Annotated in this window: 17 protein-coding genes and 1 riboswitch; of the genes, 6 read left to right on the forward strand and 11 right to left on the reverse strand. The window is 71.1% G+C overall.

Going from position 1 to position 14,825, the window contains the following annotated elements; genetic code table 11:
• Window positions 1-13: 13 nt before the first annotated feature.
• Window positions 14-694 carry a glycosyltransferase family 2 protein gene (locus ACTOQ3_RS22325; RefSeq protein ID WP_440069628.1) on the reverse strand — a complete coding sequence of 227 codons (681 nt, stop codon included), beginning with the start codon at window positions 692-694 and terminating at the stop codon, window positions 14-16.
• A gap of 48 nt (window positions 695-742) precedes the next feature.
• The gene (locus ACTOQ3_RS22330) at window positions 743-1,096 is read right to left on the reverse strand and encodes an STAS domain-containing protein (protein ID WP_329088376.1); all 354 of its coding nucleotides are present in this window, start codon (window positions 1,094-1,096) and stop codon (window positions 743-745) included.
• A gap of 229 nt (window positions 1,097-1,325) precedes the next feature.
• On the opposite strand from ACTOQ3_RS22330, the gene ACTOQ3_RS22335 reads away from it, so the two are divergent.
• Window positions 1,326-1,883 carry a hypothetical protein gene (locus ACTOQ3_RS22335; RefSeq protein ID WP_440085284.1) on the forward strand — a complete coding sequence of 186 codons (558 nt, stop codon included), beginning with the start codon at window positions 1,326-1,328 and terminating at the stop codon, window positions 1,881-1,883.
• 85 nt (window positions 1,884-1,968) lie between these two features.
• Here the strand turns inward: ACTOQ3_RS22335 and ACTOQ3_RS22340 are convergent, their stop codons facing one another.
• Window positions 1,969-3,096 carry a sensor histidine kinase gene (locus ACTOQ3_RS22340; RefSeq protein WP_440085285.1) on the reverse strand — a complete coding sequence of 376 codons (1,128 nt, stop codon included), beginning with the start codon at window positions 3,094-3,096 and terminating at the stop codon, window positions 1,969-1,971.
• Window positions 3,093-3,788 (reverse strand): response regulator transcription factor, encoded by a 696-nt coding sequence (locus tag ACTOQ3_RS22345; protein ID WP_440085286.1) that lies wholly within the window; start codon window positions 3,786-3,788, stop codon window positions 3,093-3,095. The genes ACTOQ3_RS22340 and ACTOQ3_RS22345 overlap by 4 nt, the downstream gene beginning before the upstream one ends.
• A 129-nt stretch (window positions 3,789-3,917) precedes the next feature.
• Between ACTOQ3_RS22345 and ACTOQ3_RS22350 the strand changes: the two genes are divergently transcribed.
• The 3 genes from ACTOQ3_RS22350 (at window position 3,918) to ACTOQ3_RS22360 (ending at window position 5,250) form a co-directional block, all read left to right on the forward strand.
• Window positions 3,918-4,085 (forward strand): hypothetical protein, encoded by a 168-nt coding sequence (locus ACTOQ3_RS22350; protein WP_344915193.1) that lies wholly within the window; start codon window positions 3,918-3,920, stop codon window positions 4,083-4,085.
• Window positions 4,082-4,348 (forward strand): DUF6412 domain-containing protein, encoded by a 267-nt coding sequence (locus ACTOQ3_RS22355; protein WP_440069638.1) that lies wholly within the window; start codon window positions 4,082-4,084, stop codon window positions 4,346-4,348. The genes ACTOQ3_RS22350 and ACTOQ3_RS22355 overlap by 4 nt, the downstream gene beginning before the upstream one ends.
• A 206-nt stretch (window positions 4,349-4,554) precedes the next feature.
• Window positions 4,555-5,250, forward strand: a complete 696-nt coding sequence (locus ACTOQ3_RS22360; protein ID WP_440085287.1) for a YidC/Oxa1 family membrane protein insertase — start codon at window positions 4,555-4,557, stop codon at window positions 5,248-5,250.
• A gap of 574 nt (window positions 5,251-5,824) precedes the next feature.
• Here the strand turns inward: ACTOQ3_RS22360 and ACTOQ3_RS22365 are convergent.
• Window positions 5,825-6,274: an ATP-binding protein gene (locus ACTOQ3_RS22365; RefSeq protein ID WP_440085288.1), complete on the reverse strand. Its 450-nt coding sequence runs from the start codon at window positions 6,272-6,274 to the stop codon at window positions 5,825-5,827.
• 157 nt (window positions 6,275-6,431) lie between these two features.
• Window positions 6,432-8,303, reverse strand: coding sequence for a PAS domain S-box protein (locus ACTOQ3_RS22370; RefSeq protein ID WP_440085289.1), 1,872 nt, complete (start codon window positions 8,301-8,303; stop codon window positions 6,432-6,434).
• 125 nt (window positions 8,304-8,428) lie between these two features.
• Between ACTOQ3_RS22370 and ACTOQ3_RS22375 the strand changes: the two genes are divergently transcribed.
• Window positions 8,429-9,022, forward strand: coding sequence for a methylated-DNA--[protein]-cysteine S-methyltransferase (locus ACTOQ3_RS22375; RefSeq protein WP_440085290.1), 594 nt, complete (start codon window positions 8,429-8,431; stop codon window positions 9,020-9,022).
• Window positions 9,023-9,111: 89 nt separating this feature from the next.
• Here ACTOQ3_RS22375 and ACTOQ3_RS22380 read toward each other — a convergent pair whose 3' ends face one another.
• The 4 genes from ACTOQ3_RS22380 to ACTOQ3_RS22395 form a co-directional block, all read right to left on the reverse strand.
• Window positions 9,112-10,485 carry a purine-cytosine permease family protein gene (locus ACTOQ3_RS22380; protein WP_440085291.1) on the reverse strand — a complete coding sequence of 458 codons (1,374 nt, stop codon included), beginning with the start codon at window positions 10,483-10,485 and terminating at the stop codon, window positions 9,112-9,114.
• Window positions 10,477-10,616, reverse strand: a riboswitch (TPP riboswitch). It overlaps the preceding gene by 9 nt.
• Before the next feature lie 101 nt (window positions 10,617-10,717).
• Window positions 10,718-11,041, reverse strand: a complete 324-nt coding sequence (locus ACTOQ3_RS22385) for a rhodanese-like domain-containing protein (protein ID WP_362688508.1) — start codon at window positions 11,039-11,041, stop codon at window positions 10,718-10,720.
• 159 nt (window positions 11,042-11,200) lie between these two features.
• Entirely contained in the window at window positions 11,201-11,806 is a 606-nt protein-coding gene (locus ACTOQ3_RS22390; protein ID WP_440085292.1) for a TenA family protein, read from the reverse strand.
• Between the two features lie 15 nt (window positions 11,807-11,821).
• Entirely contained in the window at window positions 11,822-12,397 is a 576-nt protein-coding gene (locus tag ACTOQ3_RS22395; RefSeq protein ID WP_440085293.1) for a DM13 domain-containing protein, read from the reverse strand.
• A 165-nt stretch (window positions 12,398-12,562) separates the two neighbouring features.
• Here ACTOQ3_RS22395 and ACTOQ3_RS22400 point away from each other — a divergent pair, with 165 nt between their 5' ends.
• On the forward strand, window positions 12,563-13,207 hold the full coding sequence (locus ACTOQ3_RS22400) for a GOLPH3/VPS74 family protein (RefSeq protein WP_440085294.1): 645 nt from the start codon (window positions 12,563-12,565) through the stop codon (window positions 13,205-13,207).
• Between the two features lie 207 nt (window positions 13,208-13,414).
• Here ACTOQ3_RS22400 and ACTOQ3_RS22405 read toward each other — a convergent pair whose 3' ends face one another.
• Window positions 13,415-14,635 (reverse strand): LCP family protein, encoded by a 1,221-nt coding sequence (locus ACTOQ3_RS22405; protein WP_440085295.1) that lies wholly within the window; start codon window positions 14,633-14,635, stop codon window positions 13,415-13,417.
• Window positions 14,636-14,825: the final 190 nt, after the last annotated feature.

Below are 14,825 nucleotides of genomic sequence, written 5' to 3' on the forward strand. Positions count from 1 at the left end.
AGGCCGGCCGGGGTCAGCGGCGTGCCAGGAGGGCGCGGGCGACGTCGCGGAACTGCCTGGCCCGGTGGATCTGGGCCTTCCAGTCGGTGCCGGTGGCCCGGTGTGCCATCTCGACCGGGACCTCGCGCACGCGAAAGCCCTTCCTGAGCAGGTCGATCGTGAGACCGGTCTCCACGCCGAAGCCGCGCGCCAGCGGCCGGGCGGCTTCGAAGGCCGCCCGGGTCAGGCAACGCTGCCCGTTGAGCGGCTGGGCGGGCGTCCAGCCGGTGGCGCGCTCGACGCCCTCGCGCGCGAGCCTCACGACGAACCCGTGGCCGCCGAGCTTCACGCGGGTGACGAAGACGGCGATCGTCATGTCGGCCTCGCCCGCCGCGACCGGTTCGATCAGCGGAACGGCCGTACGGGCGGTCTCGCCCAGGTCGGCGTCGAGGAACAGCAGGTGCCGGGGTTCCTCGCCGTCGAGCAGGCGTACGGCGTGAGCGCCGCTCTCCATGGCGGCGGCCTTTCCCCGGTTGTGACTGTGCCGCACGACCCGGGCCCCGGCGGCCTTGGCCACCCGCCCCGTCTGGTCGACGGAGCCGTCGTCGACGACCACGACGAGATCGACGCCGGGCAGCGCCAGGACCGCGGCCACGGTGGCCCCGATCCTGTCGCCCTCATCCTTGGCGGGAATGATCGCCGCCGTGCCGGTCATCGAACACCTCCATTGTGGAGACCCCGGGCATCAGCCGTGGGGAGGACGTCATCCTTGGGAGTCGGAGGTCAGCAGCTTCTCCGGCAACGTCTCGTGCACGACGAAGACGGAGTCGAGGCCGGTGACCTGCAAAATCTTGCGTACGGCCGGCCGGGGCGCCGCCACCTCCAGCGTGCCACCCCGCTCGCGCAGTCGCTTGAGCGCGGAGAGCAGCACGTTCATGCCGGTGGAGTCACAGAACTCCACGGCGGACATGTCGAGGACGACAAGCATGGTCTGGCTCTGCCCAAGCAACCGAGTGAACTCGGCCTGCAGGCGAGGCGCGGTATATAGGTCGATTTCGCCAACGATGGTCACGACGGTGTGCCCGGCATGAGATCGAGTTGAGACTTTTAGCTCCACAGCGGGCACACTAGCGGCGCGAGAGCCGCTGGTCACGTTCTCTTGAACAACCCGAGTCGTCCGCCCTTTGTCCCCCGTTTCCGCCTCACGGAAACCCTGAGTGCGCGAAGCTTGACACTAAGCAACACCGGCTTGGCCGGAAAGGGGAGGAGACCCGGCGCCTCCCGATCGTCGCTGCGCTACGTCAGTGGCGGCCGTTGAGTTACAAGAAACGGGCTCGAACGCACCCATGAACACCGACCTACCTGAGGATCTCCAGCGACAGCGGCTCCGGGAGCACCTGGAGTCCATGATCACTCGCACCGACAAGGCCACCTCGTGGCGCGACGCGGCGAGTTCACTGCGCAGCCTGGTGAACCACGAGGGATACGTCCCGATCAGAACCCGCCTGTCGACCGAGGACCTCGACTTCCTCGAGGGAGCGCGCGAAGAGCTCCTCGACTTCGCCACGCTCGGCGTCAGGCTGCTCGACCTGCACCAGCCGCGCGACGCGGGCGGCATCACCAGCGACGCCGCGCATCCGATCCTGCGCTGCCGCAGCTGCATGTGGCGCTGGCCGTGCCCGACGTTCCGGGCGATGGTGGAGTCCCTCGGCACCACCAGGAGGCTGACCTCCTGCCAGCACGTCGAACCCGACACCGAGGGCGGCGAGTGCGCGCAGATGACCCTCATGGTCTCCGTGAGGCCCGAGGGCCCGCAGGGCACCACGAGCCACGTCACGCCCGCGCCGACCGCCAACGGCACCGCCGCCGGCAACACCGGTTCCAACGGCACCGGCGCGAGCTGACCGCCCGCCGCCCGCCCGCCCCGCGTTCCGCGCTCACCGGTGTCCGCCCGGACCGGACAGGACCCGGCAGGACCGGCCGGGCCGCTCAGGCGGAGAGCGGCAGGCGGATCTCGAAGCGGCAGCCGGGGCCGGAGTTGACGACGCCGATCGCCCCCTCGTGAGCCTCGACGATGCCGCGCGCGATCGCCAGGCCGAGACCCGCCCCGGCGCCGTCGGCGCTGGGAGTACGAGCCGTCTCGCCGCGGAAGGCGACGTCGAAGACGCGGGGCAGGTCGTCGGCCGGGATGCCGCCGCAGCCGTCGGCGACGGACAGGCAGGCGGTGTCGTCCTCGACCGAGGCGCGGACCACGACCGCGCCGTCGCCCGGAGTGTGCCTGATCGCGTTGACCACCAGGTTGCGCAGCGCCCGGGAGAGCTGGGCCGCGTCGGCCTGCACGGGGACCACCGGGCCGACCTCACCGCTCAGCCGCACTGCCTTGCCCCTGGCCAGCTCCTCCACCCCGGCCAGCGCGTCGGCGACCAGGTCGCCGAGGCCGATCCGGTCGCGCGACAGGCGCAGCGTCCCCGCGTGGATCCTGGACAGCTCGAACAGGTCGTCGACCATGCCCGACATCCGGTCCACCTCCAGGAGGATCTGCCGGTGGTAGCGGCCGACGGTCTCCGGATCGGCGACCACCCCGTCCTCCAGGGCCTCGGCCATGGCCCGCATGCCCGCCAGCGGGGTGCGCAGGTCGTGGCTGACCCAGGAGACGAGCTCACGGCGGGCGCTCTCCAGGGCGCGCTCGCGCTCATGGCCGAGGCGCAGCCGCCGGTAGGCCTGGTCCAGGCTCCCGGCGATCGTGCCGAGCTCCGCGGGCAGTCCCTCGGGGGGCGTGAACTCCCCCGAGGCCGGTACGGCGTGCACGGCGTCGACGAGCCTGCGGCTGGCCGCCACGACCCGGCGCGAGAGCACCGTCGCGACGCCCAGCCCGACCAGGCCGCTCACGGCGACGACGCTGAGCACGATGTCCCTCAACGTCCCCTCGATGATCATTTTCAGGGTGAGGGCCGTCATGCCGCCGACCGTCGCCATGACGGTCACCACGACGACCACCGCGAGCATCACGCCGATCGACCGCTCGCGCAGCAGCCGCATCGTGCCCAGCCCGGCCAGCGCGATCAGCAGGCCGAGCCCGGCGGTGACCGCGACGATCAGCAGGATCTCCGGGATCACGGCTCCGCCAGCGGTTCGTAGCGGTAGCCGACGCCCCACACGGTGACGATGCGCCGGGGGTCGGTCGGGTCGGGCTCGATCTTCTCGCGGAGGCGGCGGACGTGGACGGTCACCGTGGACGAGTCGCCGAAGGACCAGCCCCAGACCTGGTCGAGCAGGGCGGAGCGACTGAAGGCCTGGCGGGGGTTGCGCATCAGGTGGGCGAGGAGGTCGAACTCGCGGGCGGTCAGCATGATCTCGTCACCGCGGAGCCGCACCTCGTGGGCACCGACGTCGACCGCCAGCTCGCCGTCCCTGAGCACGCCGGTACCGGCCGGCAGGGAGGACCCGCGCGCCCGCCGCAGCACGGACTGCACGCGCAACGCCAGCTCCCGGGGGCTGAAGGGCTTCGTGACGTAGTCGTCGGCGCCGGTCTCCAGGCCGACGACCCTGTCCAGCTCGTCGCCGAGCGCGGTCAACATGATCACCGGAACCGGCCACCGCTCCCTGAGCTTCTTGCAGACCTGGAGGCCGTCCATCTTGGGAAGCATCAGGTCGAGCACCATCAGGTCGGGCGGATTGGCCAGCGCGCGTCTGAGCGCCTCGGCGCCGTCTCCGACGCACTCGACCACGTGACCGTCGCGTTCCAGGTAGCGGGCCACCACCTCGGCCACCATCGAATCGTCGTCGACCACCAGAATCCGCGCACTCATGGCCCCCACGGTAGGCCCGCGAGGGGACGATCCCTAAGCCGTGTCACCGGTCCGTAAGCACTCGATCGTTATGACCATCGTTACGATCAAGGCGCCCGCCGTCGCCCCGCCCGGCGTACGGTGGGCCGCATGAGTCGTATCGTGCTGGGAGTTCTGGGCGTCCTGCTCGCGCTCTACGTGGTGTTCGGGTTCGTGCTGCCCGCCCTCTTCGGGCTGCTGAAGTTCGCGCTCGTCCTGGCGGTGGTGGCCTTCGTGGTCGTCGCGCTGGTCACCGCGGTGGCCAAGTTCAAGAAGTGAACCTGCTGCTCGCCGTCCAGACCCTGGCGGTCTGGATGTTCGACGGCGGCGGTGTCCTGACGGCCGCCGCCGTGGTCGGGCTGGGCGTGCTCCTGCTCGCCTGGGCGCTGCGCCCGGCGCCTGTCACCTCGGGTACGGAGTCACGGTCGCCGATGTCCCGGCGCGACCGGGCCAGACGGACGATGTTCGTCCGGCAGCGCGACCCCGACGCGGCCGGGAGATCCCGGCCCAGAGCACCCTCCGCGGGCCCGGCGCCCGCGTAATCCTCCGCGACCTCTCGCGATCCCCGCGTGCCCCGCGCACACGTGACCGGCATGCCCCGCACGCGCGTGATCACCGTGTACACACGTGATCACCGTGCCCTCGCGGCCACCGGCCGCCGTGCGCCGCGCGTACGCGTCCCGGGAAAGACCCCGCGGTTCGCGGGCGCCTTCTGTGCCGTCTCCACTCCGCTCAGAAGGGCCCTTCCATGTTCGACCCCGTCATCGCGTTCACCGCCGGCCTCATCGCCGCGCTCGCCGAGCCGCTGGGCTCCACCGCACCGGCGATCGTCGTGTTCACCGTCCTCGTCCGGCTGCTGCTGCTCCCGCTCAGTGTCATGCAGGCCAGGGGCGAGCGGGCCAGGGTACGCCTCGCCCCGGAGCTCCAGAGGCTCAAGAAGCGCCACGGCCGCAACCCCGAGCGGCTCCAGCGGGGACTGGCCGCCCTCTACGCCAGGGAGAAGACCTCACCGCTGGCCGGGTGCCTGCCGTCCGTGGCGCAGATGCCGTTCCTCATGGTGACGTACCAGGTGTTCATCTCCTCGACGATCGCCGGGCAGGCCAACGCGCTCCTGACCCACGGGCTCCTGGGGGTGCCGCTCGGTCAGCAGTTCGCGGGCACGGTGGCCGGATTCGGGCTGTTCAGCGGCCCGACCCTGGTCTTCGCCGGGCTCTTCCTGCTGCTCGTCGCCGTGGCGTGGATCACGTCCCGCCGGATGCGGCGCACGATGAGCGAGGACGTGCAGCCCGCGGCGCTGCGCCGGATACTGCCCCTGCTGCCGTACGGGACCGTCCTGGTCGCCGCGGTGCTGCCGCTCGCGGCGGGGGTCTATCTCCTCGTCACGACGGCCTGGACGGCCGGGGAGAAGGCCGTGCTGCACCGTCCGGCGCTCGCCGGGGGGTGAGGGCGGGGCGGGCCTCCGGCGTTCCTGCGTCGGCGGAGAGACGGCAAGGAGGGAGACGGTGGAGAGTCAGGGGACGGACGCGGGCGTCTTAGGAGTCCACCGGTCCGGATCGGGGTCCACCGGTCCGGACCGGCCGGGGAGCGCCGGCGTCCCGTGAACGTTTCACGTCCACCGCGCGCCTTCTCGCCGATGTCGCCAGGTCAGGACCGCTCCGCGGGCCGGGGCCGCGTGACCGCCCGCGGACGACGCCGCCCGGCGGGACCCGGCCCGAGCGGTCGGCGGCGGGCGGGCACTCGGGGACCCGGGTACCGGACATCGAGGAAGAATCGCGTCCCGCCGATCGGCGGGAGGGGTGGCCGGCGCCGGAAAGCCTTCACGCCTGGTAAGGACGCCATTCCACCGGAAGACTTTCACGCCTGGTAAGGGCGTCATCCTGCAGGAAAGCCTTCACGCCCGATAACGACCTCGCCCGCCGGAAAGCCTTCACGCCTGAAACGACGTCGCCCCGCCGGAGAGGTGCCTGGTCACGTCCCGCTTCACGACATTTGAAGCGGGACGAAACCCGGAAAGAGGGTTATCCGCATTCCCTGAGAGCGGGTTCGGGAGTGGAAACGTGGCCGTTACCTACCGTGTCGACCGCCGTGACCACCGCCCATACCGTGGTGATGTCCCCTTCGTGTCTGACGCCCCAATTGGAGGCCAGATACTCGACGATTCCAAGACCTCGCCCTCCCAGGGAGGAGAGCGTCGGGCGTCCCGCCCGCGGTTCGGTGGCCGCGCCACCGTCACTCACAGCGACCTCGACATGCTCCTCGGTCCAGCGCCATGACACTTTGATCTGTCCTGACGGCAACGGGTGGGCGTGACGCAGCGCGTTGCTCAGCAGTTCGCTGACCACGAGCACCGCGTCGTCGATAGCGGTCTCGTACACACCCCGTTCCTGCAGGTCAGAGCAGAGGCGCTGGCGTGCGACAGCGACGCTGGACGGTGCATACGGCAACAGAACGACGCTCGACGCACTCACCTCCCCGTATGCCTGTTCCCCCCTGAGGAACTCACCCCAGTACGACCGAAATGCCCCGTTAGATAGTCTTGGAAACCGGGCGTCAATTACAGCTTGTGCACATTCGACAATAGATCAGCACATCCGTTACTGACTCGTTACTGGTTCGGCGTGTCGATCAGGTAAGGGTGCCCGGCGTGTCGGCGATACGAAGGGCCAGCCTCATCCGGGTGCCGCCGGAGGGACGCGGATGCGCCGAGACGTCCCCGCCCTGGGCCCGCGCGAGGCTCCGCACGATGTAGAGGCCGAGGCCGACCCCGCCGAACCTGCGGCGGTCGCCGCTGTCGGCCTGGACGAAGCGCTCGAAGACGCGCTCCCTGCTGGCATGGGCGATGCCGACGCCCTCGTCGTCCACCACCAGCACCACCCTGTCGCCGTCCACCCAGGCCTCGACCCTGATCAGGCCACCGTCCGGCGAGTACTTGAAGGCGTTCTCCAGCAGCTGGGCCAGCAGGATGTCGGTGGCCAGCGCGTCACCGGAGACCGGGGGCAGATCGTCGGGGACGTCGACCTCGACCCGGTGCAGGTCCGACAGGATCGGCAGGCCCAGCGTGGCGGCCCGGACCAGCTCGGCCAGGTCGAAGCTCTCGATCCTGAGCGTGAGCTCGCCGGCCCCCGCGCGCGAGCCCAGCAGCAGGTGGTCCATGAGCTGGCCCAGCGAGCGGGCCCGCTCGGCGATGGTGTGCACGGCGGCACGTCGCTCGGCCTCGGCCATGCTGTCCCAGCGGCTGTCGAGCGTGCTGGCGAAACCGCGGACCACGGTGATCGGCGTGCGGAGCTCGTGGCTGGTGGTGGCGAGGAAGAGGTCCTTGGCCTCCTCCAGCTCCTTCGCGCGGGTGACGTCGCGGAAGTCGACCACGATCTCGCCCGTCTCCACGATCTCCGCGCAGAGCACGTCCAGCCAGGTGCCCGAGGGCAGCTGGATGCTGAGCTTGTCCCCCGGCCCCGGCAGCTGGAACGGCGGCGGCCCGCCGATCACCTCGGCCGCGTGGAAGCCGGTCAGCTCGCTGGCGGCCGGGTTCCACTGGACCACCCGGCCCGTGTCGTCGAGGACCGCGATGCCGTCGGCGCTGGCGTCGAACACCGCCCGCTCGTGGGCGCGCTGCCGCACGGCCTCCTGGTAGGCCATGGCGTTGCCCACGGCGATGCCCGCGTGACCGGCGAGGAGCTCCAGCAGCTCCAGCTCCAGGTGGCCCGCCTTGCGCTTGGCGAACAGCGCGTACAGCGCGCCGTACGACCGCCCGCCCATGGCCGCGAGGCCGAGCGCGATGGTGTGCAGGCCGGGCAGTTGCGACCAGATCAACCGGTCCAGCCGGTCCTGGTCGCCGGTCTCCAGCAGGACGGTCCTGCCCTCGCGCAGCAGCTTGCCGACCAGGCTGGTGCGGAGGTCGGCGGTCGAGTCGCGCATCGAGTCGGGCAGGTTGTGACAGGCCACGAGGCGGAGCCGGTCACCCTCGATCATCACGAACCCGCCCGCGTCGGCCCCGGTCAGGTCGGCGAGGCTGGCCGCGATCCGGTCGAGCACGGCGGGCAGCTCCAGCTCGGCGTTGATGTCGGCGACCACGTCGGTGAGCCTGCGGACGAGCTGCGCCCGGCGGGCGTTGCGGTCGTTGGCGGTCTCGTCGTCCTGGGCCAGGTGGTAGACGCTGACGTAGCCGAGGAGGGCGCCGTCCGGCGCGGACAGCGCGGCGGTGTCGACCCGCACGTCGAGCAGGCTGCCGTCGCGGCGGAACCGCTTGGTCCTCAGCGAGACCTGGCCGCCGGTGCGGACCTTCTCCAGGACCGCGTTGTGCTCGGCCGTCAGCTCCTCGGGGACCACCGGCACCCGGCGGCCGACCATCTCGCCGGCCGACCAGCCGAACAGGCGCTCGGCGGCGGGATTCCAGGCGAGGACCGTCTGCTCGCGATCGATGGCGACGATCGCGTTGGGCGCCGCGGCGACGACCTCACGGCCGATGCCCCCGTCACTGTCGGCCCTGTAGTCCACCACACACCCATAGTGCCGTCTCAACCGGTCTGATCTTGGCACTTTCGTCCCGCACGTGTTGCCACTGGCCGGGCGATCCGTCCGATACTCTGCGGTCACCACACACCTGGATACGAAAGGGTGGGGCCATGTCATCCGGCGACATCGATGCATTGCTACGGGTGACCTCGCCCGACTACGTCGGCACGAGCCATCCCGACATCGCGTTCGGCACGCTCGACGGCCCGCTGGGGCGTCTGACCCTCGCCGTGACGAGCAGGGGTGTGGTGGCCTGCAGCTACGAGGACGAGAACGTCGTCTTCGAGCGGATCAGCAGGGAGGTCGGCACGTTCATCGGGCCGGACGCCCGGCGGCTCGACCCGGTGCGCCGGGAGCTGGACGCCTACTTCTCCGCCAGGCTCCGCGCCTTCACGACGCCGGTCGACCTGCGCCTGGCCACCCAGTTCTCCAGGACCGTGCTGCAGATGATGCTCGCGGTGCCGTACGGGACGGTGACGACCTACCTCGAGATCGCCGAGCGGATCGGCAGGCCGCGCGCGCTGCGCGCGGTCGGCAACGCGCTGGGCAGCAACCCGGTGTGCGTCATCGTGCCGTGCCACCGGGTGGTCGAGAGCGAGGCGGTCCTCGGCGGGTACGCCGGAGGCTCGGCCGCCAAGGAACGGCTGCTGCGCATCGAGTCCGCCGCCGTGCTCCGCGGGCCCGGCGGGCCCGGCGGCGCGTAGCCCGCCTTCCCCCGGGGGACCCCCTGGGGCCCCCTGTGACCGCCCACGACCACCTATACGACCGGAAGCCGAGCCGTAGGGCGGCGTGGTCAGGAGCGGCGCCGGAGCGCGCCGAGCCCCAGGGTGACGAGACCCGCGACGAGGAACGCGCCGACGGACGCGCTCATCCACGGCTGCGGGACGAAGCCGAGCGCGTCGCGGGCGCCGTTCCAGAACGAGGTCCACCACGCGACCTCCGGGGCGGCCGGCAGCGCGGCGAGCATCCACCAGGTCACGAAGCCCAGCACCCACGGGAGCACCATGAGCGGGCGCGAGGGCGCGGTCTCCGAGATGTCCCAGCGCCTGGCGCCGCCGAGCAGGAAGTAGTCCGCGGCGAGCACCGCGAACATCGGCACGAAGACCGCCCCGATGAGGCCGAGGAAGCCGGTGTAGGTCTCGGCGTTGACGAAGATCGCGAGCAGGGTGACCAGCACGCCGATGGCCACGGAGATGATCCGGCGGTCCAGCCGGGGCAGCAGGTTCTGCAGCGACATCGCGGTGGAGTAGACGTTCACGAACGACTGGTCGGTCTCGCGCAGCACCAGGATGCCGAAGAACAGCGGGCCGAGTGCCGCGGCCACGAAGGGGTCCCAGACCTGGTTCGGGTCGTTGCCGACCAGCGCGAGCGCCGCGATGCCGAGGACCAGGCAGGCCACCTGGGCGATCGTGTAACCGCCGACGACCCCGGTGAAGGCGGCCCTGCCGGAGCGGGAGAAGCGGGCGAAGTCCGCCGCGACCGGCACCCACGAGACCGACAGCGCGATCACGTAGTCGACCGATGGTGCGAACGCCTCCCAGGATCCGCCGCCGATCGCCGGTCCCCGCTGGAACAGGGCGACCATGAACCAGATCATCGAGATCACCACGCCGGCGGTGACGTACCTGCGGAGCAGGCGGACCGCTCCCAGCGGCCGGATGGTCAGCGCGGTGGTGATCACCCCCGCGACGACCACCCAGACCGCGTAGGGCACCTCGACGCCGAAGGATCCGGCGATGGCCTGGGCGCCCTGGGCGATGACCCACAGCTCGAAGGCCCCCCAGCCCAGCATCTGGACGATGTTCAGCACGGTCGGCAGGTAGGAGAGCCTGGCCCCGAACAGCCCGCGCAGCAGGACCATCGCCGGAGCGCCGGTCCGCTGCCCGGGAATCGCGGCCAGGCCGACCATCGCGGTACCGATGACGCTGCCCACGACGGCGGCCAGGATCGCGGCCACGAAGCTCAGCGGCCGGTCGCCGAGCGGATTGATCAGCGCGATCGCGCCGGAGAACCCGAGCAGGCTGACACCCAGGTTGGCCCAGAGCGCGCCCTGGTCGAGCACGCCGAGGGCCTTGGGAGGAGCCTCGCCGAGCGTGAGGGGCGCCTCGGCCGCACCGGAGTCCCCGGAATCACCGGAGCCCTTGGAATCAACGGCGGCAGACGTCATCACGCACACTCCCTACGCCGGCATTACCCGGACAGGTTCATGCGGTCGGCGGCGCGTCGGAGGTCGATGAGACCCTCCGCGTGGTTCCGCCCTCTCAGCCCGGTTACGCCCGAGCTCCCGCGGTAGACATTCGCCCTGATTATGCCATTCATTCCTTTCTTGGCAAGAGTCTCGGCGGAGGCTCCCCCTCACGTCTCGGCGAGGGCTCCCCCCCTCGCGCGGTTCGGACGGCTCAGGCGACGAAGGGGTCCTGGCCGCTCTCGGCGATCATCGGACGCCCCGCGCCGTCCCAGGACCGCATGCCGCCGCCGACGTTGATCGCGTCCCAGCCGACGTGGTTGAGCCAGGCGGTGGCGTTCGCGGAACGGCCGCCGACCCGGCAGATCACGTAGACGGGCGCGCCCTTGGGCACCTCGTCGACCCGGGACTGCAGCTCACCCAGGGGGATGTGGACGGCGCCGGGCGCGTGCCCGGCACGCCACTCGTCGTTCTCGCGCACGTCGAGCAGGAACGCGTCATCCGGCACGGCCTGCGCCTCGACCTCAGGAACACTCATGCGCCCATTGTTCCAACTCCTCCACCGGATGGGACGCAAAGCCCCGTGGATGCCCTCATCCGGACCTTCGATTTCCCCTGATAGCAGGCCAATTCGGTACGTCCAGCCCTACCGGGTCACCCGACCCGCGGCTGCAGCCGGGCAGCGAGGCGGACGGGGTCAGGGCACGTCCCAGAAGGCGAGTTCGTGAGCCATTCCCTCGGCGAAAAGCTTCCCGGCCCTGTCCGGATCCGGCGCCACCTCGTCGATCATCACCGCGATGCGCCCGGTCAGCTCGGCGAAGGCCGGGTGGGCGTAGGTGTCGACCCAGGCGCGGTAGCGGGGTTCGGCGGGCGGATTCTCCGCCAGGGCGCGGCCGAGCGTGGAGTAGCCCCACATGCAGGGGTAGAGCGCGGCCAGGCCGTCGGCGTAGACGGCCGCGGAGTCGAGCAGGAAGGAGGTGTACGCCGCGCAGGCCGGGCCCTTCCTCGCCCCGCCGAGGTCGGCGCCGAACTCGGCCGACAGCGACCGGTGCAGGCTCAGCTCCTCGTGGAAGGTGGAGTGCGCCAGGTCCACCAGGTCGCCCAGATGCCCGTCCGGGGCCTGCCAGGCGAGTCGCGAGAAGACGCGGACGTAGTCGAGCAGGAACAGGTAGTCCTGCTCCAGCCACGACCGGAACACCGGCTCGGGCAGATCTCCCCGCGCGATGCCCGCCACCGTCGGATGGGCGAGCTGCGCCTCGACGAGCGGGCGGCCGATGACGTGGAGTTCCTCAGAAACGCTCATGGGTCGGAGATTGTGTCAGGTCAGGGCGGCGGCGCCGAAGGAGACGCTGAAGCGCCTGCACCAGATGGTGACGGACTTCAGGCTGTCGAGGTCGGCCCCGGCGGGAATGACGTAGTTGGCGTTGCCCTTGTTGCCCTTCAGGTCGCCGAGTTCGAGGTGCTTGCCGTCGTCCAGGTTGAACCATCCCGCGTTGCCCTTCTTGACGGGCTGGTCACTGAGCCAGACCCGCAGGTCCGGGCCGTCGGAGGTGTTCAGGTCCTCGATCCGCAGGACCCGGCTCCCGTCGGGCAGCTCCAGCACCCTCGCCCTGCCCTCGGTCTCGTGCTCGTGGGAGATGAACGTGCCCGTGGCCAGGACCTTCGGCTCCGGGTCCTGAGCGGTCTCGGTGGCCCTGGCGGGCCCGCCCGTCTCGTCCTGCCGGGTGGCCTCCGGCCCGGGGGACGCGGCCGCGGCGGGCAGCGCCTCGTTCACCTCGACGGTGGTGAACAGGCGCCATGGCTGGAACAGGTACAGCGCGACACCGAGCGCGACGGCGCCCAGCGCCAGGACACCCCACGTGACGGGGTGCCGGAGCAGCCTCTTGACCCTCATCTGGACTCCCATCGCATACCTCCGGTGTGGAGACCCTGGCCTCCGGTTACGGCGAGGAAGCCGAGACGTCCCTCAGGCCTCGGTGCCGACGCTATCCGCGATACCGCCCTAGATCGCTTACGGAGTGCTTACGGCCGCGAAGCGCCCGCGACGTAGTGTCGAACGATGACGACGATCGCTGAGGAAGTGCTCCTGCTCGCGTACGACGAGGAGCAGGGCAGACAACTCATCGGCTCCTCGGAACTGGACGCCGCGCTCGGCGGCGCGTTGCTGGCGGAACTGGCCGTCGGCGGCCGGATCGACCTCGCGGACAGGAAGGTCGCCGTTCTCGACGCGACCCCGGTCGGGGACGAGGAGCTCGACACGGCGCTGGCCAGGATCGCGGCGGAGTCCAAGGCGCGCAAGCCCGAGTGGTGGGTGCCAAGGCTCCACTCCGGCAAGCTTCGCGCCCGCCTGCTGTCGCGCCTGGCGGAGCGGGGCGTGCTGGACGAGGAGCGGCGCAAGATCCTGGGGATCTTCCCGAGCACCCGCTACCCCGAGCGTGACCCGGGCGTCGAGCTGGCGATCCGCGAGCGGGTCCAGAGCGTGCTGTCCGGCGCCACCCCCGACGAGCGGGCCGCGGTGCTGATCGCGATCCTGCACGCGGCCAAGATCGACCGAAAGGCGTTTCCCGGCGCGAGCAAGGAGCGGATCAAGGAGATCACCGAGGGCGAGTGGGCCGGCAAGGCGGTCTCCCGGACCATCGCCGCCGTCAACGCCGCCGTCATGACGGCCGTGATGGCGGGGGTCGTCGTCAGCAGCGGCAGCTGAGGTCCGCCGGCCCTCGCCGGGCGGGCACTGTCACGAAGGTGCTCCGCCCGGCGAGGACGTCCGGTCCCGTGCCCGCCCCGCCTTCGCGTCGTCTTCGCGTCGTCTTCGCGTCGCTTCGCGGGGAAGACCGGGGCGAGAGGGCCGGAGGAAGGTGCCGTGGACGGGAACCGCCCGCCGGCGCCCCGGCCCGGGGGCCGGGGCGGGTCGTCACTTGCCGAGGGCGTCCTCGGGAACGGGCTTGTCCTGGGCCAGGGCCTCGAACATGCGCAGGGCCTTCTCCCGGTCCCACTTGACGACGGACTGGCCGTCGATGGTGGGCAGGGAGCCGATGGGCACGACCGTGGTGACCGGGTTGCCGCCCATGGCGAGGCCGAGGGAGAGCAGGTCGAAGGCGCCGGTCTCCTCGCCGACGGACACCGAGTCGGCCGCGCTCAGCGCGAGCGGGACGGACGTGAAGGGGTTGATCAGGACGCCGGGGCTGGCCGCCTTCTTCACCACCGCGGAGAAGAACTGGCGCTGGCGCTGGGTCCTGTCGAGGTCGGGGATCGCGCCGGTGGCGCGGGTGCGGACGTAGCCGAGGGCCGTCCCCCCGTCCATCGTCTGCAGGCCCTTCTTCAGGTTGATCCCGGCCTTGGGGTCCTTGATCGCCTGCTTGACGTTGATCTCGACCCCGCCGATGGCGTCCACGATCCCCACGAAGCCGCCGAAGCCGATCTCCATGTAGTGGTCGAGACGCAGCCCGGTGACCTGCTCCACGGTCTTGGGAAGCAGTTGCTGGCCGCCCTGGAAGGCGTAGGCGGCGTTGAGCTTGTTGCTGCCGTGACCGTCGATCGGCACGTACGAGTCACGCGGGAGGCTGACCAGGGTCGGGCGGCCGTCGCCTTCGGGGATGTGCAGCAGCATCATCGTGTCGGTCCTGCGGCCCACGGCCTTGCCCGTGGCGAGCTTCCTGCGCTGGGCCGCGGTCAGGCCGGCGCGGCTGTCGGAGCCGACCAGCAGCCAGTTGGTGCCGGGGGTGTCGGCGGGACGGCCCTCGTAGTCGGTGAGCGCCTCTATCTTGGTCAGCCGCGAGTTGATCATGAAATATCCGCCGACGGCCAGGACGAGCAGCACGACGACCAGCCCGGCGAGGATCCGTACGATGAGCCTGCCGGGACGCTTCGGCCGCCAGCCGGGCATGCGCGACGCGCTCCCGCTTCCCCGGCCGCCGGAGTCCCCGGGCGGGGCCGGGGGCGCGTTCAGCGGCTTGACCGGGCTGGAACCCGACCTGGCCTTGCCGTACACCCGCCCGCCCCGGGGCGGCGGCACCTCGCGCGGCGTCTCCTCCCGGACGGGTGCCTCCCGCCGCGAGGACGCCGGCTGCCGGACGGGCGTCCCCGGGCCGCCAGGCGAGGGGTAGGCGGGCTGCCCGGCCGCTCTCGGCGGCACGGGCCCCGGCGTGGGCGATCGCAGCGCGCGAGTGCGATCGTCGTCTTCGGGCCTGTCAGCCACGTCTTGTCCCGCCACTTCTTGATCTCATGGTGAAAACGTCATTATCGACGCTACGTCGTGGCTGGAGCGCCTGCCGCCAGGCGCCCAAGGTTTCCCTGTGTAAAAGTACTCAGACAGGTTGTTAGCG

Origin of the sequence: Streptosporangium sp. LJ11, assembly GCF_051918945.1 — a bacterium.
Taxonomy (GTDB): Bacteria; Actinomycetota; Actinomycetes; order Streptosporangiales; family Streptosporangiaceae; genus Streptosporangium.